The organism is Paraburkholderia graminis C4D1M (genome assembly GCF_000172415.1).
GTDB lineage: Bacteria > Pseudomonadota > Gammaproteobacteria > Burkholderiales > Burkholderiaceae > Paraburkholderia > Paraburkholderia graminis.
Map to the genome: position 1 here is coordinate 119,668 of NZ_ABLD01000017.1, position 22,149 is coordinate 141,816.

At 63.6% G+C, this 22,149-nt stretch carries 20 protein-coding genes and 1 pseudogene; 20 read left to right on the forward strand and 1 reads right to left on the reverse strand.

From position 1 onward, the window contains the following. Positions 1 to 10 precede the first annotated feature (10 nt). The 9 genes from BGRAMDRAFT_RS23275 (at position 11) to BGRAMDRAFT_RS23315 (ending at position 8,203) form a co-directional block, all read left to right on the forward strand. Positions 11 to 895 carry an alpha/beta fold hydrolase gene (locus BGRAMDRAFT_RS23275; protein ID WP_006051296.1) on the forward strand — a complete coding sequence of 295 codons (885 nt, stop codon included), beginning with the start codon at positions 11 to 13 and terminating at the stop codon, positions 893 to 895. Positions 896 to 1,025: 130 nt separating this feature from the next. Further along, the gene (locus tag BGRAMDRAFT_RS23280) at positions 1,026 to 1,856 is read left to right on the forward strand and encodes a 3',5'-nucleoside bisphosphate phosphatase (RefSeq protein ID WP_044021762.1); all 831 of its coding nucleotides are present in this window, start codon (positions 1,026 to 1,028) and stop codon (positions 1,854 to 1,856) included. A 159-nt stretch (positions 1,857 to 2,015) separates the two neighbouring features. After that, positions 2,016 to 2,651 (forward strand): L-threonylcarbamoyladenylate synthase, encoded by a 636-nt coding sequence (locus BGRAMDRAFT_RS23285; RefSeq protein ID WP_006051298.1) that lies wholly within the window; start codon positions 2,016 to 2,018, stop codon positions 2,649 to 2,651. A gap of 47 nt (positions 2,652 to 2,698) precedes the next feature. Continuing rightward, entirely contained in the window at positions 2,699 to 3,361 is a 663-nt protein-coding gene (locus BGRAMDRAFT_RS23290; protein WP_006051299.1) for a site-2 protease family protein, read from the forward strand. Positions 3,362 to 3,367: 6 nt separating this feature from the next. Continuing rightward, positions 3,368 to 4,570 carry a tryptophan--tRNA ligase gene (locus BGRAMDRAFT_RS23295; protein ID WP_006051300.1) on the forward strand — a complete coding sequence of 401 codons (1,203 nt, stop codon included), beginning with the start codon at positions 3,368 to 3,370 and terminating at the stop codon, positions 4,568 to 4,570. Between the two features lie 17 nt (positions 4,571 to 4,587). Next, positions 4,588 to 5,187: a class I SAM-dependent methyltransferase gene (locus tag BGRAMDRAFT_RS23300; protein WP_006051301.1), complete on the forward strand. Its 600-nt coding sequence runs from the start codon at positions 4,588 to 4,590 to the stop codon at positions 5,185 to 5,187. A 43-nt stretch (positions 5,188 to 5,230) separates the two neighbouring features. After that, positions 5,231 to 6,157, forward strand: a complete 927-nt coding sequence (dapA, locus tag BGRAMDRAFT_RS23305; protein ID WP_006051302.1) for a 4-hydroxy-tetrahydrodipicolinate synthase — start codon at positions 5,231 to 5,233, stop codon at positions 6,155 to 6,157. Between the two features lie 125 nt (positions 6,158 to 6,282). Further along, the gene (bamC, locus tag BGRAMDRAFT_RS23310) at positions 6,283 to 7,422 is read left to right on the forward strand and encodes an outer membrane protein assembly factor BamC (protein ID WP_006051303.1); all 1,140 of its coding nucleotides are present in this window, start codon (positions 6,283 to 6,285) and stop codon (positions 7,420 to 7,422) included. Positions 7,423 to 7,429: 7 nt separating this feature from the next. Next, complete coding sequence (locus BGRAMDRAFT_RS23315) at positions 7,430 to 8,203, forward strand: MBL fold metallo-hydrolase (RefSeq protein WP_006051304.1); 774 nt, start codon at positions 7,430 to 7,432, stop codon at positions 8,201 to 8,203. A gap of 154 nt (positions 8,204 to 8,357) precedes the next feature. Here BGRAMDRAFT_RS23315 and BGRAMDRAFT_RS23320 read toward each other — a convergent pair whose 3' ends face one another. Further along, the gene (locus tag BGRAMDRAFT_RS23320; RefSeq protein ID WP_006051305.1) at positions 8,358 to 9,056 is read right to left on the reverse strand and encodes a Bax inhibitor-1/YccA family protein; all 699 of its coding nucleotides are present in this window, start codon (positions 9,054 to 9,056) and stop codon (positions 8,358 to 8,360) included. Positions 9,057 to 9,399: 343 nt separating this feature from the next. Between BGRAMDRAFT_RS23320 and ndk the strand changes: the two genes are divergently transcribed. From ndk to hflK, 11 genes and pseudogenes are all read left to right on the forward strand, one after another. After that, on the forward strand, positions 9,400 to 9,825 hold the full coding sequence (ndk, locus tag BGRAMDRAFT_RS23325; protein WP_006051306.1) for a nucleoside-diphosphate kinase: 426 nt from the start codon (positions 9,400 to 9,402) through the stop codon (positions 9,823 to 9,825). A gap of 158 nt (positions 9,826 to 9,983) precedes the next feature. Further along, positions 9,984 to 11,135 (forward strand): dual-specificity RNA methyltransferase RlmN, encoded by a 1,152-nt coding sequence (rlmN, locus tag BGRAMDRAFT_RS23330; protein ID WP_006051307.1) that lies wholly within the window; start codon positions 9,984 to 9,986, stop codon positions 11,133 to 11,135. 215 nt (positions 11,136 to 11,350) lie between these two features. After that, positions 11,351 to 12,418, forward strand: a complete 1,068-nt coding sequence (locus tag BGRAMDRAFT_RS23335) for a helix-turn-helix domain-containing protein (protein WP_006051308.1) — start codon at positions 11,351 to 11,353, stop codon at positions 12,416 to 12,418. Positions 12,419 to 12,501: 83 nt separating this feature from the next. After that, positions 12,502 to 13,818: a flavodoxin-dependent (E)-4-hydroxy-3-methylbut-2-enyl-diphosphate synthase gene (ispG, locus tag BGRAMDRAFT_RS23340; RefSeq protein ID WP_006051309.1), complete on the forward strand. Its 1,317-nt coding sequence runs from the start codon at positions 12,502 to 12,504 to the stop codon at positions 13,816 to 13,818. A 20-nt stretch (positions 13,819 to 13,838) separates the two neighbouring features. Then, positions 13,839 to 15,177 (forward strand): annotated as a pseudogene (hisS, locus tag BGRAMDRAFT_RS23345) (histidine--tRNA ligase). 79 nt (positions 15,178 to 15,256) lie between these two features. Next, positions 15,257 to 15,886 carry a YfgM family protein gene (locus BGRAMDRAFT_RS23350; protein WP_006051312.1) on the forward strand — a complete coding sequence of 210 codons (630 nt, stop codon included), beginning with the start codon at positions 15,257 to 15,259 and terminating at the stop codon, positions 15,884 to 15,886. Positions 15,887 to 15,960: 74 nt separating this feature from the next. After that, on the forward strand, positions 15,961 to 17,106 hold the full coding sequence (gene bamB, locus BGRAMDRAFT_RS23355) for an outer membrane protein assembly factor BamB (protein WP_006051313.1): 1,146 nt from the start codon (positions 15,961 to 15,963) through the stop codon (positions 17,104 to 17,106). A 609-nt stretch (positions 17,107 to 17,715) separates the two neighbouring features. Further along, complete coding sequence (gene der, locus BGRAMDRAFT_RS23360; RefSeq protein WP_006051314.1) at positions 17,716 to 19,053, forward strand: ribosome biogenesis GTPase Der; 1,338 nt, start codon at positions 17,716 to 17,718, stop codon at positions 19,051 to 19,053. 142 nt (positions 19,054 to 19,195) lie between these two features. Then, positions 19,196 to 19,432 (forward strand): RNA chaperone Hfq, encoded by a 237-nt coding sequence (gene hfq / locus BGRAMDRAFT_RS23365; protein ID WP_006051315.1) that lies wholly within the window; start codon positions 19,196 to 19,198, stop codon positions 19,430 to 19,432. Positions 19,433 to 19,504: 72 nt separating this feature from the next. Continuing rightward, on the forward strand, positions 19,505 to 20,677 hold the full coding sequence (hflX, locus tag BGRAMDRAFT_RS23370; protein ID WP_035569768.1) for a GTPase HflX: 1,173 nt from the start codon (positions 19,505 to 19,507) through the stop codon (positions 20,675 to 20,677). Between the two features lie 49 nt (positions 20,678 to 20,726). Further along, the gene (hflK, locus tag BGRAMDRAFT_RS23375) at positions 20,727 to 22,139 is read left to right on the forward strand and encodes an FtsH protease activity modulator HflK (RefSeq protein WP_006051317.1); all 1,413 of its coding nucleotides are present in this window, start codon (positions 20,727 to 20,729) and stop codon (positions 22,137 to 22,139) included. Positions 22,140 to 22,149 lie beyond the last annotated feature (10 nt).

Sequence of the window (22,149 nt, forward strand, 5' to 3'; positions counted from 1 at the left end):
GCATCCGACCATGAATACTTCCCGCTCCGAGTTCGTCGCCGTCCGAGGCATCCGTCTGCATGTGCGGCGCTGGGGCCATCCCGACGCGCCGATGCTGTTCATGCTGCACGGCTGGATGGACGTAGCCGCGTCGTTCCAGTTCGTCGTGGATGCGCTCGGCGGCGACTGGCAGGTCATCGCGCCGGATATGCGCGGCTTTGGCCTGTCCGACTGGCCGGTGGCGCAAAGCGGCGGCGGCCACTACTGGTTCCACGATTACCTCGCCGATCTCGACGCGCTGCTCGACCACTACGCGCCGACCGGCCAGGTGAATCTCGTCGGGCATAGCCTTGGCGCGAACGTCGTCTGCCTGTATGCGGGCGCGCGCCCCGAGCGCGTGCGGCGGGTGGTCGATCTGGAAGGCTTCGGACTCGCGCCCGCGCACCCGGCGCAAGCCCCGAAGCGTCTGCAGAACTGGCTCGACGAGTCGCGCGATCCGCCGCAACTCAAGCGCTACGCATCGCTTGACGAGGTCGCCGGGCGCCTCATCAAGACGAATCCGCGGCTCGCCCCGGCCCGCGCGGAGTTCCTCGCGAAGCACTGGTCGAGGCCCGACGGCGAAGGGTGTTTCATGCTGCTCGCCGACCCGGCGCACAAACTGCGCGGCCCGACGCTGTACCGGCTCGACGAGGTCATGGCCGTCTGGCGCAAGGTGAGCGCGAAAGTGCTGCATGTCGAAGCCGCCAATTCGCCGACGCTCGCGACACTGGCCGGCGAGATTCCGCTCGACGAATTCAAGGCGCGTTTCCAGGCATTTGCAGACTGGCGCGAGAAGTTCATCGACGAAGCGGGGCACATGGTGCACCACGACCAGCCCGAACAGGTGGCGGCGCTGATCGAGGGATTCTGCGCGTAGCGCCGGGAAGGGCGGCACAGCACCGGCGCGAGCGTCGCAGCGAAGCCGCCGGAGCAATCGCCTACGAGATTTGCTCTGCGTCCACTTACTGCGTTGCAGTAAAATGGCTGCAAACCTTCTCCAGACGATGATGAACGCCGACCTCCACTGTCACTCCACCGTTTCCGACGGCCAGTTCGCGCCGGCCGATGTCGCGCGCCGTGCGCATGCGGGGGGCGTGACCTTGTGGGCGCTGACCGATCACGACGAACTCGGCGGCCAGCAGGAAGCGCGTGAAGCCGCCGCGGAACTCGGCATGGACTATCTGAGCGGCGTCGAAATTTCGGTGACGTGGGCGGCGCGTACCGTTCATATCGTCGGGCTCGGCATCGACCCGACCAGCTCGGTGCTGATCGACGGCCTCGCGCGCACGCGCAACGGCCGCGCGGCGCGCGCCGAGGCGATCGGCGAGCAACTGGCCACGCTCGGCATTCCCGACGCGTATCAAGGCGCGCTCAAGTACGTGTCGAACCCGGACATGATTTCGCGTACGCATTTCGCGCGCTTCCTCGTCGAAAGCGGCTACGCCGCGTCCACGCAAGACGTATTCAACCGCTATCTCGGCGACGGCAAACCCGGCTATGTGGCGCACCGCTGGTCGAAACTGGCCGACGCGGTCGGCTGGATCAAGGCGGCCGGCGGCGAGGCAATCGTTGCCCATCCGGGCCGTTACGCGTACTCGCCGACTGAATTCGACGCGTTTTTCGCCGAGTTCATCGACCTCGGCGGCAAGGCAATCGAAGTCGTCACGGGCAGCCACACGCCCGATCAATACCGCGAATACGCCGACGTCGCGCGCCGCTTCGGGTTCGAGGCGTCGCGCGGGTCGGATTTTCATGCGCCGGGCGAGGGGCGTGTCGAACTGGGCACGCTGCCGCCGCTTCCTTCCGATCTCAAGCCCGTCTGGGAACGCTGGCTGTGAACGCGCGCCGTGCCGACGCGGCACGTCGTGTGCGAGCCAGGGGTCTGGCGCGCTCGCGTTCCCGCTCGTCAAGTCCGCGTTTGCTTCGCACGGTCCACGGTCGTTTTGCCTTGAGCCGCGCTATAAACCGTTGTCTCTCCGTCGCCATCGTTAGCCGCCATGTCCCAATACTTCCGGCTTCATCCCGATAACCCGCAGCCGCGCCTCGTGAAGCAGGCCGTGCAGATCATCAACGACGGCGGCGTGGTCGCCTTGCCGACCGACTCGAGCTACGCGCTCGCGTGCCATCTCGACGACAAGGACGCCGTGGAGCGCCTGCGCCGGATTCGCGGCCTCGACGAGAAGCAGTTGCTGTCGCTGCTGGTGCGCGACCTGTCGGAACTCGCGAACTTCGCGATGGTGGACAACCGTCAGTACCGGCTGATCAAATCGGTGACGCCGGGGCCTTATGTGTTCGTGCTTCAGGCCACGAAAGAAGTGCCGCGGCGGCTCTCGCATCCGTCGCGCAAGACGATCGGCTTGCGCGTGCCGGACCATGCGATCACGCTCGCGATTCTCGGCGAACTTGGCCAGCCGCTGCTCGGCTCGACGCTGATTCTGCCGGGCGAAACGGCGCCGCTCAACGAGCCCGAGGAAATTCGCGCGCGGCTCGAAAAACAACTGGATCTCGTGATCGACGGCGGGGCTTGCGTGTGCGAGCCGTCCACGGTGATCGATCTGACCGGCGACGAGCCGGTGCTGGTGCGGGCAGGGCGCGGTTCTCTCGCGCCATTCGGTCTCGAAGAGACGGCATGAGCGAAAGCGGACAGACGCACGCAATCGCATTGTTACAATAGCGAGTTATGGATTCTTCCCTGATACAAACCATCGCGGTCTACGCGTTGCCGGTGATCTTCGCCATCACGCTGCACGAGGCCGCGCATGGTTACGTCGCGCGCTGGCTCGGCGACAATACGGCCTACGTGCTCGGCCGCGTTTCGATCAATCCGATGCGGCACATCGACCCGCTCGGCACGATCGCCATTCCGTTGCTGCTGTACTTCGCCACGAGCGGCGCGTTCATGTTCGGCTATGCGAAGCCGGTGCCGGTCGCGTTCGGCAATCTGCGCAATCCGCGTTGGGGCAGCCTGTGGGTCGCGGCCGCCGGGCCGGGATGCAACTTCGTCCAGGCGCTCATCTGGGGCCTGTTCGGCGTGGCGCTCGCCGTGATGGCCGTCGACGAACCGTTCTTCACGCGCATGGCGGGCGCGGGCGTCGGCGTGAATCTGGTGCTCGGCGTGCTGAATCTGTTCCCGCTGCCGCCGCTCGACGGCGGCCGCGTGCTGATGGCGCTGTTGCCGCCGCGCCAGGCCATCGCGCTGTCGCGCCTCGAACCGTATGGCTTTTTTATCGTCATGGCGCTGGTCATGACGGGCACGCTGACGCGCTACTGGTTGAGCCCGCTCGTCGCGCTCGGCTACAGCGGCATCACCGCAATCCTGACTCCACTTGTTTCGCTTTTCTAAATAATCATGTTCCCAGACCGTATCTTCTCCGGCATGCGGCCCACCGGGTCGCTGCACCTCGGCCACTATCACGGCGTGCTGAAAAACTGGGTGCGGCTGCAGTCCGAATACCCGTGCTTCTTCGCTGTCGTCGACTGGCACGCGCTGACGACCCACTACGAAACGCCCGAGGTCATCGAGAAAAACGTCTGGGAGGTGCTGATCGACTGGCTCGCCTCCGGTATCGACCCGGCGCAGGCCACGCTGTTCATCCAGAGCCGCGTGCCCGAGCATGCGGAGCTATCGCTGCTGCTCGGCATGAGCACGCCGCTGGGCTGGCTCGAACGCGTGCCGACCTACAAGGAGCAGCAGGAAAAGCTGAAGGACAAGGATCTGTCCACGTACGGCTTCCTCGGCTATCCGGTGCTGATGGCGGCGGACATTCTGCTGTATCGCGCGTCGCTCGTGCCGGTCGGCGAAGACCAGGTGCCGCACGTCGAAATGACGCGTGAAATCGCGCGGCGTTTTAACTATCTGTACGGCCGCGAGGCGGATTTCGAGGACAAGGCGAACGAAGCCGCGAAGAAGCTCGGCGGCAAGCGCGCGAAGCTGTATCACGAACTGCGCAACGCCTATCAGCAGGAAGGCGACGACGAGGCGCTCGAGCAGGCTCGCGCGATGTTGCAGGAATCGCAAAGCCTGTCGATGAGCGACCGCGAGCGCCTGTTCGGCTATCTCGAAGGCTCGCGCAAGATTATTCTGGTCGAGCCGCAGGCCATGCTCACGGAAGCGTCGCGCATGCCGGGTCTCGACGGCCAGAAGATGTCGAAGTCGTACGGCAACACGATCGGTCTGCGCGAAGATGCCGAGACCATCACGAAGAAAGTGCGCACCATGCCGACCGATCCGGCCCGCGTGCGCCGCACCGATCCGGGCGATCCGGACAAGTGCCCGGTGTGGCAGTTGCACCAGGTCTACACGGACGAAACCACGCACCAGTGGGTCCAGAAGGGCTGCCGGTCGGCGGGTATTGGCTGTCTCGAATGCAAGCAGCCGGTGATCGAAGGCATCTTGCGCGAGCAGCAGCCGATGCTCGAGCGCGCGCAGAAGTACATGGACGACCCGTCGCTGTTGCGCGCGATCGTCGCCGACGGCTGCGACAAGGCGCGCCGCTTCGCCACGGAAACGATGCGCGACGTGCGCGAGGCGATGGGTCTGTCGTACAACTGACGAGCGGCGCGCACGTCATGAGCACGCCGGCCGCAGCCATGCATGGATTGGGCGAGCCGTCGCGCTGGGTGCGTCATTGGGCGCATCTGGTCGCGGCGGGCGGCGCGGTGCTCGACGTCGCTTCGGGTGCGGGGCGGCATGCGCGCTTCTTTGCGTCGCTGGGGCATCCCGTCACCGCGATCGACCGCGACGCGGCCGCGCTCGACGCGCTCGCCGACGAACCGCTCATCACGCGGATTGTCGCCGACATCGAAGGCGCTCCGTGGCCGTTGCGCACGGACGAGAAGTTCGCGGCGGTCGTCGTCACCAACTATCTGCATCGGCCGCTTTTCGGCCAACTGATTTCGTCGCTCGCGCCCGGCGGCGTACTGGTTCACGAGACCTTCGCGCAAGGAAACGAAACGGTCGGCAAGCCCTCTAACCCCGCGTTCCTGCTCGCGCCAGGCGAGCTGCTCGAGGTCGTGCGCGGGCACTTGCGGGTGGTCGCGTTTCAGGACGGTTTTCTCGCGCAGCCACGCCCGGCTTACGTCCAGCGCATCTGCGCCATTCTCGAGGCGGACCGCTCAGACAACCCCGCGCAGGCGGCGCCCCCGCCTTGTTACGAGTTGGCTGGCTAATCCGCTACAATCGCGGTTTACCTGATCAAATTCATGGCGTTTCATGACTAACGGCACACACTCGGGCAACACCGCCGGCAACGACGGCGTTCAGATTCGCGGCAGCATTCCTGCCATCATCACCCCGATGCTCGAAGACGGCAGCCTCGACCTGCCGGCGTTTCGCAAACTGATCGACTGGCATATCGCCGAGGGCACGAATGCGCTCGTGGTGGTCGGTACGAGCGGCGAATCGGCTACGCTTTCCGTCGAGGAACACGTGCTGATGGTCAAGACCGCGGTCGAGCACACGGCGGGCCGGATTCCGGTGATCGCGGGCTCGGGCGGCAATTCCACGACTGAAGCCATCGAGCTCACGCGCGAGGCGAAGGAAGTCGGCGCAAACGCGACGCTGCAGGTCGTGCCGTACTACAACAAGCCGACGCAGGAAGGCATCTACCGTCACTTCGTGAAGATCGCCGAAACGGTCGATCTGCCGGTGATCCTGTACAACGTGCCGGGCCGCACGGTCGCGGACATGAGCAACGAGACCATTCTGCGTTGCGCGCAGGTGCCGGGCATCATCGGTGTGAAGGAAGCGACCGGCAATATCGATCGCGCCGCGCATCTGATCAAGTCGGCGCCGGCGCATTTCGGCATTTACAGCGGCGACGATCCGACCGCCATCGCGTTGATGCTGCTCGGCGGCCACGGCAATATCTCGGTGACGGCCAACGTCGCGCCGCGCGCCATGAGCGAGCTGTGCAAGGCCGCGCTTGCGGCGGACGCGAAGACCGCGCGCGAAATTCATCTGAAGCTCTTGTCGCTGCATAAGAACCTGTTCATCGAATCGAATCCGATTCCGGCGAAATGGGCACTGCAGCAGTTGGGTCGTGTGCAGGGCGGCATCCGCCTGCCGCTCACGCCGCTCGACGCGCAATACCACGAAGTGGTGCGCGGCGCGTTGCGCGAAGCGGGCCTGCTCGGCTAACCGGGCGGCCTGTCATACCCGTCAGCGCTCGCCCAGCCACCGGCATTTCCTTAACCGACGTCGATCCAGCCCACGTTCCCGGCACCCAGAACCAGGCACCGCGTTCCAGCATCACGAAGGACCTCATGAAACGTTCCGCACTTTCCCTCCACGCAACCCGCATGGCGGCGCTGACGCTTGCCCTGGTGACGCTCGCCGGCTGTGACACCCTGAACGACTGGTTCGCTTCCGATCGTGTGAATTACAAGGCCGCGGGCAGTGCGCCGCCGCTCGCCATTCCCGGCGACCTGACCACCACCGGCACTGATCAGCGTTACGTTGCACCGCCGGCCAATCTGGCGTTGGGCGGCGCGACCAAGCGCGCGGTGACGGCGGCCGGCAATTCGACCGAAGGCCAGCCGACCGCGCAAGACCCGTACGGCATGCACATCGAGCGCGACGGCGACCGTCGCTGGCTGGTGGTCAACGGCCGCTCGCCGGAACAATTGTGGCCGCAGCTGCAGGAGTTCTGGCAGGAAAACGGCTTCGCACTGAAGACCGACGCGCCGGCTACCGGCATCATGGTGACCGACTGGGCGGAAAACCGCGCCAACATTCCGGACGACTGGTTCCGCCGCACGGTGGGCAAAGTGATCGACTTCGCGTATTCGTCGGGCACGCGGGACAGTTTCCGTACGCTCGTGTCGCGCGGTCCTTCCGAGACCACGGATATTTCCGTCACGCATAGCGCGATGGAAGAAGTGCTGACGGGGCAGGACAAGACGTCGTCGCGTTGGGAAGAGCGTCCGCGCGACCCGGCGCTCGAAGCGCTGTTCCTGACCAAGCTGATGCAGAAATTCGGTCTCACCGAAAAGCAGTCGAAGCAATTGCTGACGGAAGCGCGTCCGGCCACGGCGCCCGCCACGCTTGACAAGAGCGCGGGTGCGTCGACGCTCGACCTGCAGGAATCGTTTGACCGTGCGTGGCTGCGCGTGGGCCTGGCGCTCGACCGCACCAATTTCACGGTCGACAACCGCGATCGCGAGAAGGGCATCTACTACGTGCGCTACGCCGATTCGATGCAGGAACTGAAGAAGGAAGGGCTGCTCGGCAAGCTGTTTTACAGCGGCACTTCGACGAAGAAGCCTGGCCAGCAGTTCCTCGTCAACGTGCGCCCGAAGGGTGACGCCGTGACGCAGGTCGCGGTGCTGGACACGAACGGGCAGATCGACAATTCGTCCGACGCGCAGCGCCTCGTGACGCTCCTGCACGCGCAGCTGAACTGAACAGGCCGTGCGGTTCGCAAGTCTTGGCAGCGGCAGTGAAGGCAACGCGTTGCTGGTGGAGGCGCAAAGCGGCGTAACCACCACGCGCGTGCTGCTCGATTGCGGCTTCTCGGCGAAAGAAGTCGAGCGGCGCCTGAACCGGCTCGGTTCGAGCGCCGAAGCGCTCGACGCTGTTCTAATCACGCACGAACACAGCGACCACATTGGCAGCGCGTTGACGCTGGCGCGCAAGTGGTCCATTCCGCTCTACATGAGCTGGGGCACCGCCCGCGCGGTCGGTGCCGACGAAGCGGACGTCGATCTGCAAGTGCTGTGGGGCGACGAGGCCGTGGCGATCGGCGACCTGAGCGTTCTTCCCTACACCGTTCCTCACGACGCCCGCGAGCCGTTGCAATACGTGTTCTCGAATGGCGCGAGCCGTCTTGGCGTGCTGACTGACGTCGGCACGTCCACGCCTCATATCAGCACTGTGTTGAGCGGCTGCGACGCGCTGGTGCTCGAATGCAATCATGACGTACGCATGCTGGCCGGCAGCCGCTATCCGCAATCGCTGAAGGCGCGGATCGGCGGCAATCACGGGCATTTGAACAACGACGCGGCGGCCGAAATTCTGGCTTCGCTCGATCGCTCGCGTCTGCGCCATCTGGTCGCCGCGCATTTGAGTCAGCAGAACAATCTGCCGGAACTCGCGCAGGCCGCGATGGCGAGCGTGCTCGGCGCCGCGGCGACCGAGGTGGTGGTCGCGTCGCAGGCGGATGGATTCGAGTGGCTCAGCTTGTGATGCGCGAGTAGGTCCGGGGCCGCGGCGGTTTGTCGCCGGGGCGCATCGTCATCGCACGCGTAAAAAAAGCCCATAACGATCGCTCGTTATGGGCTTTTCACGATTTCCATCAGGCCGGCGCGTTGAGCGCCGCCGAGGTGCGAGGTGTGAAACCTTAGTTGCGGTTGCCGCCGAAAATGCCGAGCAGCGCCAGCAGGTTCACGAACACGTTGTACAGGTCGAGATAGATCGCGAGCGCCGCGGTGATGTAGTTCGTCTCGCCGCCGTTCACGACGCGCTGCACGTCGAACAGCATGTACGCCGAGAAGATCACGATCGCCATGACGGACACCGTGAGCATCAGCGCCGGCAGGTGCAGGAACACGTTCGCGACCGACGCCAGCAGCAGCACGATCACGCCCATGAAGAGCCACTTGCCGAGACCGGAGAAGTCGCGCTTGCTCACGGTCGCGATGGTCGCCATGGACGCGAAGATCACACCAGTGCCACCAAAGGCGAGCATGATCAGCGACGGGCCGTTGGAGAAGCCCAGCACGAAGCCCAGAATGCGCGACAGCATCAGGCCCATGAAGAACGTGAAGCCCAGCAGCACGAACACGCCCGCGGAGCTATTTTTTGTTTTCTCGATCGCGAACATGAAGCCGAAGGCGATCGCGAAGAACGCCAGCAGGCTCATGGCGGGACTGGTGGCGGCGAACAGCGAAAAACCGGTGGCGAGACCCACCCACGCGCCGAGCACTGTCGGAATCATGGACAGCGCCAGCAGCCAGTAGGTGTTTCGTAGCACCCGGTTACGCGTTTCGACCGTGCTGACCGCGCCAGTGCGGCCAAAGCTATACGGATGATCGTTCATGGTCTCTCCTTACGTCAGAAGCGTGTTGCGTGATGTTGTCAGCGGATTGTCCAGCGTTCTTGCCCGGTGGTGCCCGTTGTTGCCATATGCCGCCGCGCCGGACGCTGTTCGCCGCCCGCCGCAAACTACCCGATCATAAGATCGGTGCGATGGCCCGGAGTTTCAATGCGTTCACGCTGCGAAAAGTGCGTTGAAAGTCCTACACGGCCTACGCTACCAGCATTCACAAACTCCTGCTTGGAGTCTTTCAATGCTGTAAGGGTTCAATCGCAATCATACATGGGAACATGCTACAATAGCGGATTCATTTGAATCTGTAACCTCTTAATTTTTTGGAGTTTTTATGGCGATCGAACGCACCCTGTCCATTATCAAGCCGGACGCAGTGGCCAAGAACGTGATCGGCCAGATCTACAGCCGTTTCGAAAACGCCGGCCTGAAGATCGTGGCTTCGCGCATGGTCCATCTGTCGCGCGCCGACGCTGAGAAGTTCTACGCTGTGCACGCCGCACGCCCGTTCTTCAAGGACCTGGTTGAATTCATGATCTCCGGCCCGGTGGTCGTCCAAGTGCTGGAAGGCGAAAACGCCGTCCTGAAGCACCGCGACCTGATGGGTGCAACGGACCCGAAGAAGGCCGAAAAGGGCACGATCCGCGCCGACTTCGCCGACAGCATCGACGCGAACGCAGTGCATGGTTCGGACGCGGCTGAAACGGCTGCAGTTGAAATCGCGTTCTTCTTCCCGCAAGTGAACGTGTACTCGCGCTAATGCTGAATTGCCCCGGCGGCCGGTGCAGTCAATGCGTTTATTCACACCAATCGCCGGGCAAAGTAGTAAGGTAAAAGCAGCAGGATGGGCGCGAACGGTTTTGCGTTCATGCAGCTTGTTGCATGAACCAGTCTCGCACTGAAATGGCAGGAATCGATATGACGAGCAGTTCCACCGTCAACCTTCTCGACCTCGACGCCCAAGGGCTCGTCGCTTACTGCGACAGCCTGGGCGAGAAGCCGTTTCGCGCCAAACAATTGCAGCGCTGGATCCACCAGTACAACGCTGCGGACTTCGACGGCATGACCGATCTGGCGAAGTCCTTGCGCGAAAAGCTCAAGGGGCGCGCCACGATCTCGATGCCGGGCATCGTCAGCGACCATATTTCTACCGACGGCACACGCAAGTGGCTGATCGAGGTCGGCAACAGCAACGCGGTCGAAACCGTTTTCATCCCGGAAGAAACGCGCGGCACGCTCTGCGTGTCGTCGCAGGCGGGGTGCGCGGTGAACTGCCGTTTCTGCTCGACCGGCAAGCAAGGTTTCTCGCGCAATCTCACCACCGGTGAAATCATCGGCCAGTTGCGCATGGCCGAGTTCGCGCTGCGCGCGTCGCTCGGCGCGGCCGGCGGCCGCGCCGTGGGCGGCGAAGGCAAGGGCGAGCGCGTCGTCACGAACGTCGTGATGATGGGCATGGCCGAGCCGCTCCTGAACTACGACGCGGTTGTGCCCGCCATGCGCCTGATGCTCGACGACAACGCCTACGGCCTGTCGCGCCGGCGCGTCACGCTGTCGACCTCGGGCGTCGTACCCATGATGGACCGGCTGGGCGCCGATTTGCCCGTTGCGCTGGCGGTATCGCTGCATGCGCCGAGCGATCCGCTGCGCGACATGCTGGTGCCGCTCAACAAAAAATACCCGCTGCGCGAATTGATGGCGGCTTGCCAGCGCTATCTGAAAGTCGCGCCGCGCGATTTCATTACCTTCGAATATTGCATGCTGGACGGCGTGAACGACAGCGAAGCGCAAGCGCGCGAGCTGCTCGCGCTCACACGCGACGTCCCGTGCAAGTTCAATCTGATTCCGTTCAATCCGTTCCCCGAATCGGGCCTCGTGCGCTCGAAGTCGGAACAGATCAAGCGGTTTGCACAGGTGTTGATGGACGCAGGCGTCGTCACCACCGTGCGCAAAACACGCGGCGATGATATCGACGCTGCCTGCGGTCAGTTGGCGGGTGCGGTGAAAGACCGCACGCGTCTCGCTGAGCGCACCGGGAAGGCAGCGAAGATCATCGAGGTTCGCGCCGTCTAGCAGGAAGGGGCGGGGGGCTGCGAAGATTCGGCGCAAGCGCCGGAGAATGCGCAAAAACGCTTCACGCCCCGGCAATTGAAAAGAAAGTTTGCAGAATCGATCGGAAGCGGCACAAGAGGCCGCGCATTTTGTTATAAACGGTCTGCGATTCGGACATGAGGTTTGGACCGGTCCGGTCGCACAGTGAAAAAAGAATCGACGCGAAAGGATTTGGGATGAGTGAGCCGCAGCACCCGCAGCCGCAGGACACAGACACGAACGAAGGCCGCCCGGCATCTGTCGCACGGGCGGTGGTGCAGCCTGTGGGGCAGCCGGGCCTGGACTCGCTGGCGGCGGTTGGCGCGCGCTTGACGCAACTGCGCGAATCGAAGAACTGGTCGATCGAAGACGTTTCTGCCCGCCTCAAGGTGGCGCCCGCCAAATTGCGCGCGCTCGAAGCGGGCGACATCAGTCATTTGCCGGACACCACGTTTGCGCTCGGCGTCGTGCGCAGCTATGCGAAGATGCTCGGCGCCGATCCCACGCCGTTTACGCAGGCTTTGCGTCGCGAGAAGGGCGTGCCTGCGCCGGATCTGTCGATGCCGGCTTCATCGGGCAAGGATTTGCCGCGCGGCCGCGTGTCGCTGTCGCTCGGCGGGGGCGCGCAAAGAAGCCGGTCGTGGCTGTGGGGCGTCGCGGCGGTGATCGTCGCGGTTATCGCGCTCGCCATGTGGCATACCAATGGCGGCGATTCCACGGCTTGGCTCGCGCGCTTGAAAGCAAGCGCGAACGGCGGCGCGGGTGGCGCCACTGGTGCATCCGGTGCTGTCGCGCAAGGCCCGGCGGCCGGCTCGGAGGCAGCCGCTCAGGAGGCGGCGCCCGAGACGGACGCTGCGGCGCAAGGCGCGTCGTCGGCTACACCGATGCCCGCTCCGCTCGCTGCCGGCACGGCGCCGGCTTCGGCTCCGCCCGTCACGGCTGCGCCCGCCGCTCCTGTGGCGAGCGCGCCGGCGGTGGTCGCGGGCGCATCGGCGGCAGTTGCAGCGCCGCGGGCAGGTTCGGCCATCGTTGCGCTGCGCGTCACGCAGGATAGCTGGTTCAGCGTGCGCGGCAAGGACGGTAAAGAAGTCTTCTCCGGCCTCGTGCGTGCAGGCGACACAAAAGAAGTGACGGGCGAAGCGCCCTTGAAGGTTACGGTCGGCAACAAGGCGGGTCTCGAGTCGATTACGCTCGACGGCCAGCCGGTCGATCCGTCGAAATATGCGGCGGCGAAAGGCAACGTGGCGCGCTTCGCGCTGCCTTGATACAGACGGTGTGCGCCGCGGCCAACCGGACCGCGGCGCTTTTTCAATTCAGGCGCTGCATTTTTGCGGCGACTGCGGCGTAAATGGGTTTTTCGATGCAATCCGAAGCTCAATCCCAATCCAGTAGCAAGATCGTGTCAAACGAGCCGGTGTTCGGCGGACAGGCGCCGCGGCGCAAGTCCCATGCGGTCGACGTCCGTTGGGGCGGCCAGCTCGTCACCATCGGCGGCGACGCGCCGGTGCGTGTCCAGTCGATGACAAACACGGACACCGCCGACGCCATCGGCACCGCTATCCAGATCAAGGAACTCGCGCAAGCCGGTTCGGAACTGGTGCGGATCACGGTCAACACGCCGGAGGCGGCCGCGGCGGTGCCGGCGGTGCGCGAGCAACTCGACCGCATGGGCGTGTCGGTGCCGCTCGTCGGCGATTTTCATTACAACGGCCACCTGCTGCTGCGCGACTATCCGGCGTGTGCGGAGGCGTTGTCGAAGTACCGCATCAACCCCGGCAATGTCGGTCACGGCGCGAAGCGCGACACGCAATTCGCGCAGATGATCGAAGCGGCGGTGAAGTACGACAAGCCGGTGCGCATCGGCGTGAACTGGGGCAGTCTCGACCAGGACCTGCTCGCGAAGATGATGGACGAAAACGCCGCGCGTTCCACGCCGTGGGAAGCGCAAAGCGTGATGTACGAAGCGCTGATCCAGTCGGCGATCGGCTCGGCGGAGCGGGCGGTCAAACTCGGTCTCTCGCGCAACCAGATCATTCTGTCGTGCAAGGTGAGCGGCGTGCAGGACCTGATCGCGGTGTACCGCGAGCTCGCGCGCCGTTGCGATTTCGCGCTGCATCTCGGTCTGACGGAAGCGGGCATGGGCTCGAAGGGCATCGTCGCGTCGACGGCGGCGTTGTCGGTGCTGCTGCAGCAGGGCATCGGCGACACGATCCGCATTTCGCTCACGCCTGAACCGGGCGCGCCGCGTACCGGCGAAGTGATCGTCGGCCAGGAAATTTTGCAGACCATGGGTCTGCGCTCGTTCACGCCGATGGTCATTGCTTGCCCCGGCTGTGGACGCACGACCAGCACGCTGTTCCAGGAACTGGCGTCGCAAATCCAGACCTATCTGCGTACGCAAATGCCGGTCTGGCGCGACCAGTATCCTGGCGTCGAAAAAATGCACGTCGCGGTGATGGGCTGCATCGTCAACGGTCCGGGCGAGTCGAAGCAGGCGAACATCGGCATCAGCCTGCCGGGCTCGGGCGAGAACCCGGCCGCGCCCGTGTTTATCGACGGCGAGAAGGTCAAGACGCTGCGCGGCGAGAACATCGCGCAAGAATTCCAGCAAATCGTGAGTGACTACGTCGAGCGCCGCTATGGCCGCGCCGAGGCGCTCAACTAAACATCGGCTATCGCATACAGATGACTGAACAGAAGAAAAAGCTCGAGAAGCTGTCCGGCGTGAAGGGCATGAACGACATCCTTCCGCAGGAAGCCGGGCTGTGGGAATTTTTCGAAACGACCGTCAAGTCGATGCTGCGTTCGTATGGATACCAGAATATTCGTACGCCTATCGTCGAACATACACAGCTGTTTACGCGCGGTATCGGCGAAGTGACGGACATCGTCGAGAAAGAAATGTACAGCTTCACCGACGCGTTGAACGGTGAAAATCTGACGATGCGCCCGGAAAATACGGCGGCGGTGGTGCGTGCGGCGATCGAGCACAACATGCTGTACGACGGGCCGAAGCGTCTGTGGTACATCGGCTCGATGTTCGGTCACGAGCGTCCGCAGCGCGCCGTATCGGCAGTTTCATCAGGTCGGCGTGGAAGCGCTCGGCTTTGCCGGCCCCGACGCCGACGCTGAAATCATCATGATGTGCCAGCGTCTGTGGGACGACCTGGGCCTCATGGGCATCAAGCTCGAAATCAATTCGCTCGGTCTCGCGGAAGAACGCGCGGCGCATCGCGTCGAACTGATCGCGTACCTCGAAAAGCATATGGACGTGCTGGACGAAGATGCAAAGCGGCGTCTCTACACGAACCCGCTGCGCGTGCTCGATACGAAGAACCCGGCGCTCCAGGAAGTCGCTCAGAACGCGCCGAAGCTGATCGACTTTCTCGGCGAGGAATCGCGCGCGCACTTCGAAGGTTTGCAGCGCATTCTCAAAGCGAACAACATTCCGTTCACGATCAATCCGCGTCTCGTGCGCGGTCTCGATTACTACAATCTGACCGTGTTCGAATGGGTGACGGACAAGCTCGGCGCGCAAGGCACGGTCGCCGCGGGCGGCCGTTACGATCCGCTGATCGAGCAACTCGGCGGTAAGGCTACGGCTGCATGCGGCTGGGCGATGGGCATCGAGCGGATTCTCGAGCTGCTGAAAGAAGAACAGCTCGTGCCCGAAGACGAAGGTTGCGACGTGTACGTGGTCCACCAGGGCGATGCGGCGCGCGAGCAGGCCTTCATCATTGCCGAGCGGCTGCGCGACACCGGTCTCGACGTGATCCTGCATTGCAGCGCCGACGGTCAATCGGCGAGCTTCAAATCGCAGATGAAACGCGCCGACGCAAGCGGCGCCGCGTTCGCCGTGGTGCTCGGCGAAGACGAGATCGCGAACGGTACGGTCGGGGTCAAACCGCTGCGAGATACAAATGCTAACGGCGGTAAAAACGAGCAACATAACGTGCCCGCCGAAGACTTGACCGAATTTCTAATCAATGCGATGGTTGCAACCGCCGAAGACGGCGACGACTGATCGCGATGTCGTCGAGCCGGTTTTGTGACCGATCAGACTCGACACGCACACGTAGCAAGAAAGAGGAAATCGCCGGGCAATGAGTTACCACGACGAACAAGAATCGATTGAAGGTCTGAAGGCATGGTGGGCGCAGTGGGGCAATGCAACCACGTGGATCGTGCTGGTGGCGCTGGTCGCCGCAGCCGGCTGGAACGGCTGGAATTTCTGGCAGCGGCGTCAGGCCGCGGAAGCCGCCGTGCTGTACGACCAGGTACAGCAGGCGGTGGCATCGGGCGATAAGGCGAAGATCAGCCGCGTCGCCGCCGACATGGAAGACAAGTTCAGCCGCACCGCGTACGCGCAAATGACGGCGCTTGGCGCCGCGAAGGCGCTGTACGCAGCCGGCGACGAGGCCGGCGCGAAAGCGCAATTGCAATGGACCATCGATCACGCGAAGGACGACGAGTTCAAGCAGATCGCCAGGCTGCGCCTCGCTTCGCTGCTGCTCGACGAAAAGGCTTACGACCAGGGTCTCGCGTTGCTCGCCGAACCGCAATCCGACGCGTTCAAGGGCATCGTGGCCAACGGCCGCGGCGATCTGCTCGCCGCCCAGGGCAAGCGTGACGACGCGCGCGCGGCCTACAAGCTCGCGCTCGAATCGCTGCCGAAGAACGACAGTTCGGAGCGCCAATTGATCCAGTTCAAGCTGGACGCGCTGGGCGGCTAAGCAGCGCGCGCAATGTCGCGCGCCAAGATCAACCGGCCTTTCTTTAACCTATTTCCTGAATGCTTCGTCCACCGATGAATCTGCTGAAACGTTACGCTGTGCCCGTTGTCTGTGCGATGACCGTCCTCGCTCTCGCGGCATGCTCATCCACGAAAGACGAGCGCCGCGTGCCGACGCCGCTCACCGAGTTCAAACCCGTGCTCGACGTACAGCAAGCCTGGAAGACGAGCGTCGGCAAGGCAGGCCGTTATCTGTTCTCGCCGGTTGCGATCGGCGACGCCGTGTACGCGGCCGGCGCGAACGGCTCCGTTGCGAAGATCGACGCGCAAACCGGCAAGGACATCTGGCGAGTCAAGCTGCACGACGACATCTCCGCGGGTGTCGGCAGCGACGGCACGCTGACGGCCGTCGGCGGTCTGAAGGGCGACGTCTATGTGCTCGGCACAGACGGCAAGCAATTGTGGACGGCCAAGGCGCCCGGCGAAATCATCTCGCCGCCGCTCGTCGGCAACGGTCTCGTGGTCGTGCGTACGGTCGACGGCCAGATCGTCGCGTTCAATGCGCAAACCGGCGAGCAGAAGTGGAACTACCGCAATCGCGCCGTGCCGCTGAACCTGCGCGTGTCGTCGGGCATGACGTTCGCGGGCGACGCGGCCGTGCTGGCCGGTTTCCCGGGCGGCTCGTTCTCGGCGATCAATCTGCAAACGGGTGAGACTTACTGGCAAACGCCGGTGTCCTATCCGAAGGGCGTGACGGAAGTGGAGCGCATCAACGACGTGACCGGCCCGCCCACGCTGGTCGGTTCGGAAACCTGCGCGGTGACGTTCCAAGGTCAGATTGGCTGTTTCGATGCGAACTCGGGCCGCGCGCTGTGGGAAAAGGCGTTTTCGAGCGCGAGCGGTCTCGCGCAGGACGATCGCGCGGTCGTCGCGCCGGACGACTGGTCCGTCGTGTCCGCGTTCGACGTCACCACCGGCGCGCCGCTGTGGAAGAACGACAAGCTCAAGAACCGCGAACTCGGCGTGCCGTTTATCCTTGGCCGCGCTGCGGTGCTGGGCGACTATCAGGGCTACGTGCACTTCCTGTCGCGCGAGGACGGAACGCTCGTCGCACGCATGAAGACCGACGGTAGCGCGATTAGCGCGGCACCCGTGCTGGCCGGCGAGACGCTCGTCGTGCAAACGCGCGACGGCGACGTGTACGGTTACCGTCCGCGCTGATTGGCGGGAGCGCTGTCGAGCGCGCAGGCCGGCTTTGCCGGCCGCGCGTTTTTTGAGGCGCGTAGTAGTGGCAGCGTCGTTGAGCGCGCCGACGCAGGCGACGCTGGCAACCGACACCGCGCGTGCAACATCGCGAGGTAAGTAAGCGATTCCACCGGACTGGCTGAGCCGGTGAGAACGAAAAGCGCTGCGAAAGCGAGCGGCACAATCGCTGCGAATAACAGCGATCGGCCGCGAACGGCGAACACAGCAGCGCATGAACGCGATGCAGTCGAGCGATGCACGCAAGCGATCAACAAAAGCAGCACGCGTGATGCCGCTTGTTGCTGGTGGTGTCGCAGTCAGTGCCGCAGTCAGCGGCGCAGTCAGCCGCATCACAAGACACGCAGCGTAGCCGGCGAACGAACCGCCTGCAGCAGGACATGACCTCGCAGCCGATCACGCTGCGCATCAGCCAAACCCCCGTCCGCCTCGGCGCGCATCTGGACAGCGCATCCGGGGCTGGCCGAATTCGTGATAATTTTCGTCAAACGCTGCCGTGTAGCGGCGCAATGGCGTCGCTATGCGGACGGTCGATTCCGATCCGCGTTTCACCGTGAACAACATCTGATGAAACCCGTTATTGCCCTCGTCGGGCGCCCCAATGTGGGGAAATCCACGCTGTTCAACCGCCTCACGCGTTCGCGTGACGCGCTCGTCGCCGACTTGCCCGGCCTCACCCGCGATCGCCACTACGGCGAAGGGCGCACTGGTGAGCGGCCGTATCTCGTCGTCGACACGGGCGGTTTCGAGCCGGTCGCGAAAGACGGCATCCTGCACGAGATGGCGCGCCAGACGCGCCAGGCGGTGGAGGAGTCGGACATCGTCGTGTTTATCGTCGACGGCCGCAATGGTCTCGCGCCGCAAGACAAGTCGATTGCCGACTATCTGCGCAAGACGGGCCGGCCGATCTTCCTCGTCGTCAACAAGGCCGAGGGGATGAAGTACAGCACCGTTGCCGCCGACTTCTACGAACTCGGCCTCGGCGATCCGCGCGCGATCTCGGCCGCGCACGGCGACGGCGTCACTGAAATGATCAACGAGGCGCTCGGCGTCGCGTACGCGGGCCAGCCCGAAGAGAGCGACGAGGACAAGGAAGCGCGCGGCGTGAAGATCGCGATCGTCGGCCGTCCGAACGTGGGCAAGTCGACGCTGATCAATGCGCTGGTGGGCGAAGAGCGCGTGATCGCATTCGACATGCCCGGCACCACGCGCGATTCGATCTACGTCGACTTCGAGCGTCAGGGCAAGCCGTACACGCTGATCGACACGGCAGGTTTGCGCCGCCGCGGCAAGGTGTTCGAAGCGATCGAAAAGTTTTCGGTGGTCAAAACGCTGCAGTCGATTTCGGACGCCAACGTCGTCATTCTGCTGCTCGACGCGCGCCAGGATATTTCGGAACAGGACGCGCACATTGCCGGCTTCGTGGTCGAGCAGGGCCGCGCGCTGGTGGTCGGCGTGAACAAATGGGACGGGCTCGATTCGCATGTGCGCGAGCGCACGAAAGCCGATCTGGAACGCAAACTAAAATTCCTCGACTTCGCCAAATTCCATTTCATTTCCGCTGCGGAAAAAACGGGAATCGGTCCGCTCATGCGCTCGGTTGACGACGCCTACGCCGCGGCAATGTCGAAGCTGCCCACACCGAAGCTCACGCGCGCGCTGATCGAGGCGGTCGAGTTCCAGCAGCCGCGCCGACGCGGTCCGGTGCGGCCGAAATTGCGTTACGCGCACCAGGGTGGACAGAATCCGCCGATCATCGTGATTCACGGCAACGCGCTCGACGCGATCACCGAAACGTACAAACGCTACCTTGAAAACCGCTTCCGGGAAACTTTCAAGCTGACCGGGACTCCATTGCGAATAGAGTTCAGATCGTCGACGAACCCTTACGCGGACAAAGGCTGAAACCCGCGTGTGCGTTGGGTTTGGCCGCTTCGGCAGGGGCCCCGCGCGAAAACGAAAATCGGCTATAGTGTAGCGGTTGACGGCAGATACCTTTTCTTCTGTCGTCAATTCAGTCAACCTGCAAAAAAATACGGAGTTTGCTATGAGCAACAAAGGGCAATTGTTACAAGACCCGTTTTTGAACGCACTGCGTAAAGAGCATGTGCCGGTGTCGATCTACCTGGTCAACGGCATCAAGCTTCAAGGGAACATCGAATCGTTCGACCAGTACGTCGTGTTGCTCAGGAATACGGTCACCCAGATGGTCTACAAGCACGCAATCTCGACTGTCGTGCCAGCCCGTCCGGTGAATTTCCACCCGGATTCCGAACAGTCCTAACCCCCGTCGCGGCCGGCATAGCGTCGCCCGTTGGCGATTACTTCCGGCCGCCTCATTTTGATACCCTCCAATTTGATCAATGCAGCGCTTGTCGGCATCGACTTCGGTAAGATCGATTTCGAAGCCAGTCTCGAAGAACTCAGCCTGCTCGCGCAAAGCGCGGGCGCGAATCCTCTAGTCACCCTCACCGGGCGCCGGGCGAGTCCCGACGCGAAGATGTTCGTCGGCAGCGGCAAGGCCGAAGAACTGCGTCTTGCGTGTGAGGCCAACGACATCGAACTCGTCATCTTCAATCACGCTCTTGCGCCTGCCCAGCAGCGCAATCTGGAGCAAGCGCTTAATCGGCGCGTGATCGATCGCACGAGTCTCATCCTCGATATTTTTGCGCAGCGCGCCCGCAGCCACGAAGGCAAGCTGCAGGTGGAACTCGCGCAATTGCAGTATCTGTCCACGCGGCTGATCCGCGCATGGACCCACCTCGAGCGGCAAAAAGGCGGTATCGGCTTGCGCGGGCCTGGTGAGACGCAGCTCGAGACCGACCGCCGGCTGATCGGCGAGCGCATCAAGGCGCTCAAGTCGCGGCTCGAAAAATTGCGCCGCCAGCATGGCACGCAGCGCCGCCAGCGCTCGCGCAATCAGACCATGTCGGTGTCGCTCGTCGGCTACACGAACGCGGGCAAGTCCACGCTCTTCAATGCGCTGACGAAGGCGCAGGCGTACGCGGCCGATCAGCTTTTCGCCACGCTCGACACGACTTCGCGCCGTGTTTATCTCGGCGACGAAGCGGGGCAGGTGGTGGTGTCCGATACGGTCGGCTTCATCCGCGAACTGCCTCACCAACTCGTCGCGGCGTTTCGCGCCACGCTCGAGGAAACGATCCACGCGGATCTGCTGCTGCATGTCGTGGATGCTTCCAGCGCCGTGCGTCTCGATCAGATCGATCAGGTGAACGAGGTGTTGCACGCAATCGGTGCGGACACCATCCGGCAGGTGCTCGTGTTCAACAAGATCGACGCGGTGCCCGAATTGGCGGCCCGCGGCGAGGCGGTCGAGCGAGACGAGTATGGTAATATTTCGCGCGTCTTTTTGAGCGCGCGCACGGGGCAAGGGCTGGACACATTGCGCGCTGCCATCGCTGAGATCGCTACTGCCGAACCTCTTCCCGACACGCTGCTGGACTCGTCGGAAGAAGACCGGTCGGCAGCACCACGCGAGCACCGCAAGGTTCCAGAACTCGGGCACTGACCCGTTCCAATTGCACTGACCCGCTGTCTACTCTGGTGAACGAACACAGGTGAACGATTACAACGAGCGGAGTATCTGGCTGCGCATGCGCGCCATGCTTTCACTGAACGATCCGCGCTGGGGCCGTGGCGATGGCAATGGCGAGCGCCAGCGGCCCGTCGAGCCCAAGCGGCCGCAGGCCAAGGAAGGTGAAGGCCCGCCCGATCTCGACGAGATGTGGCGGGATTTCAACCGTCGTTTGAGCCGGATGTTCGGCCGCAAGGGCGGCGGTGCCGGCGGCGGCCGTCCGGACAACGGTCGTGGCGCGCGCATCGGCGTCGGCATCGTGATCGGCGTGCTGATCGCCATTTATCTCGGCAGCGGCGTGTTCGTGGTGCAGGACGGCCAGGCCGGCGTGGTGATGCAGTTCGGCAAATATCGCTACACGGCCGCGCACGGTGTGCACTGGCGTTTGCCGTATCCGTTCGAAACGCACGAGCTCGTCAATATCGGCCAGGTTCGCCAGGTGGAGATCGGCCGCAACAACGTCGTGCGTCTTGCGAACGTGAAGGATGCGTCCATGCTGACGCACGACGCGGACATCGTCGACCTGCGTTTTGCCGTGCAGTACCAGATCCGCAAGCCGACCGATTATCTGTTCCGCAGCGTCGATCCCGATCAGAGCGTGATGCAGGCCGCGCAGGCCGCGGTGCGCGGCATCGTCGGCGCGCGCAGCACACAAGACATTCTTGGTCAGGATCGCGAAGCAATTCGCCAGCAATTGATCGCGGCAATCCAGAAATCGCTCGATCAATACCAATCCGGTCTCGCTGTTACCGGCGTGACAATCCAGGCGGTGCAGGCGCCTGACCAGGTACAGGCCGCGTTCGACGACGCCGCGCGCGTGCGTCAGGAAAACGAGCGTGCGAAGCGCGACGCGCAAGCCTATGCAGCCGAGCTTCTTCCGCGCGCACAAGCGGACGTGGCGCGCCAGATCGACGACGCGAAGAAGTACAGCGACAAGACGGTGGCGCAAGCGCAAGGCGACGCGGACCGCTTCAAGGAAGTCTATGCGCAGTACTCGAAGGCGCCCGCTGTGATTCGCCAGCGCATGTATCTGGAAACCATGCAGCAGATCTATTCGAATACGACCAAGGTGTTTGTGGACAACAAGAGCGGCAACAACGTGCTGTATCTGCCGCTCGACAAGCTCGTCGAGCAGAACCGTCAGCGTGTGGCAGACGCCGCGGCAGCCGCGGCTGCATCCGGCGCCGCAGCGGCGGGTGCGTCGCAGCCGGCGAATTCGTCGGGTGCTGTGGCGGCGCAGGCTAATGCCGCATCGGCTGCCGCCGCATCGACGGCCGCTTCCGGGTCCGCATCCGCAGCAGCCGCCACGCCTGCAAGCCGCGCGGCGGCGAGCAGCGACGCGCTACGTTCGCGCGAGTCCTTCCGCAGCCGTATGCGCGAAGACGACGTTCAATAAGGAGCGCAGA

Excerpts from the sequence above, each read along its gene's own strand:
- ndk (WP_006051306.1), top strand. The coding sequence starts at position 9,400 with ATGGCGATCGAACGCACCCTGTCCATTATCAAGCCGGACGCAGTGGCC.
- BGRAMDRAFT_RS23290 (WP_006051299.1), top strand. The coding sequence starts at position 2,699 with ATGGATTCTTCCCTGATACAAACCATCGCGGTCTACGCGTTGCCGGTG.
- rlmN (WP_006051307.1), top strand. The coding sequence starts at position 9,984 with ATGACGAGCAGTTCCACCGTCAACCTTCTCGACCTCGACGCCCAAGGG.
- BGRAMDRAFT_RS23320 (WP_006051305.1), bottom strand. The coding sequence starts at position 9,056 with ATGAACGATCATCCGTATAGCTTTGGCCGCACTGGCGCGGTCAGCACG.
- ispG (WP_006051309.1), top strand. The coding sequence starts at position 12,502 with ATGGGTTTTTCGATGCAATCCGAAGCTCAATCCCAATCCAGTAGCAAG.
- bamC (WP_006051303.1), top strand. The coding sequence starts at position 6,283 with ATGAAACGTTCCGCACTTTCCCTCCACGCAACCCGCATGGCGGCGCTG.
- BGRAMDRAFT_RS23350 (WP_006051312.1), top strand. The coding sequence starts at position 15,257 with ATGAGTTACCACGACGAACAAGAATCGATTGAAGGTCTGAAGGCATGG.
- BGRAMDRAFT_RS23275 (WP_006051296.1), top strand. The coding sequence starts at position 11 with ATGAATACTTCCCGCTCCGAGTTCGTCGCCGTCCGAGGCATCCGTCTG.
- BGRAMDRAFT_RS23335 (WP_006051308.1), top strand. The coding sequence starts at position 11,351 with ATGAGTGAGCCGCAGCACCCGCAGCCGCAGGACACAGACACGAACGAA.
- dapA (WP_006051302.1), top strand. The coding sequence starts at position 5,231 with ATGACTAACGGCACACACTCGGGCAACACCGCCGGCAACGACGGCGTT.
- BGRAMDRAFT_RS23280 (WP_044021762.1), top strand. The coding sequence starts at position 1,026 with ATGAACGCCGACCTCCACTGTCACTCCACCGTTTCCGACGGCCAGTTC.
- bamB (WP_006051313.1), top strand. The coding sequence starts at position 15,961 with ATGAATCTGCTGAAACGTTACGCTGTGCCCGTTGTCTGTGCGATGACC.
- hfq (WP_006051315.1), top strand. The coding sequence starts at position 19,196 with ATGAGCAACAAAGGGCAATTGTTACAAGACCCGTTTTTGAACGCACTG.
- der (WP_006051314.1), top strand. The coding sequence starts at position 17,716 with ATGAAACCCGTTATTGCCCTCGTCGGGCGCCCCAATGTGGGGAAATCC.
- BGRAMDRAFT_RS23295 (WP_006051300.1), top strand. The coding sequence starts at position 3,368 with ATGTTCCCAGACCGTATCTTCTCCGGCATGCGGCCCACCGGGTCGCTG.
- BGRAMDRAFT_RS23285 (WP_006051298.1), top strand. The coding sequence starts at position 2,016 with ATGTCCCAATACTTCCGGCTTCATCCCGATAACCCGCAGCCGCGCCTC.
- BGRAMDRAFT_RS23300 (WP_006051301.1), top strand. The coding sequence starts at position 4,588 with ATGAGCACGCCGGCCGCAGCCATGCATGGATTGGGCGAGCCGTCGCGC.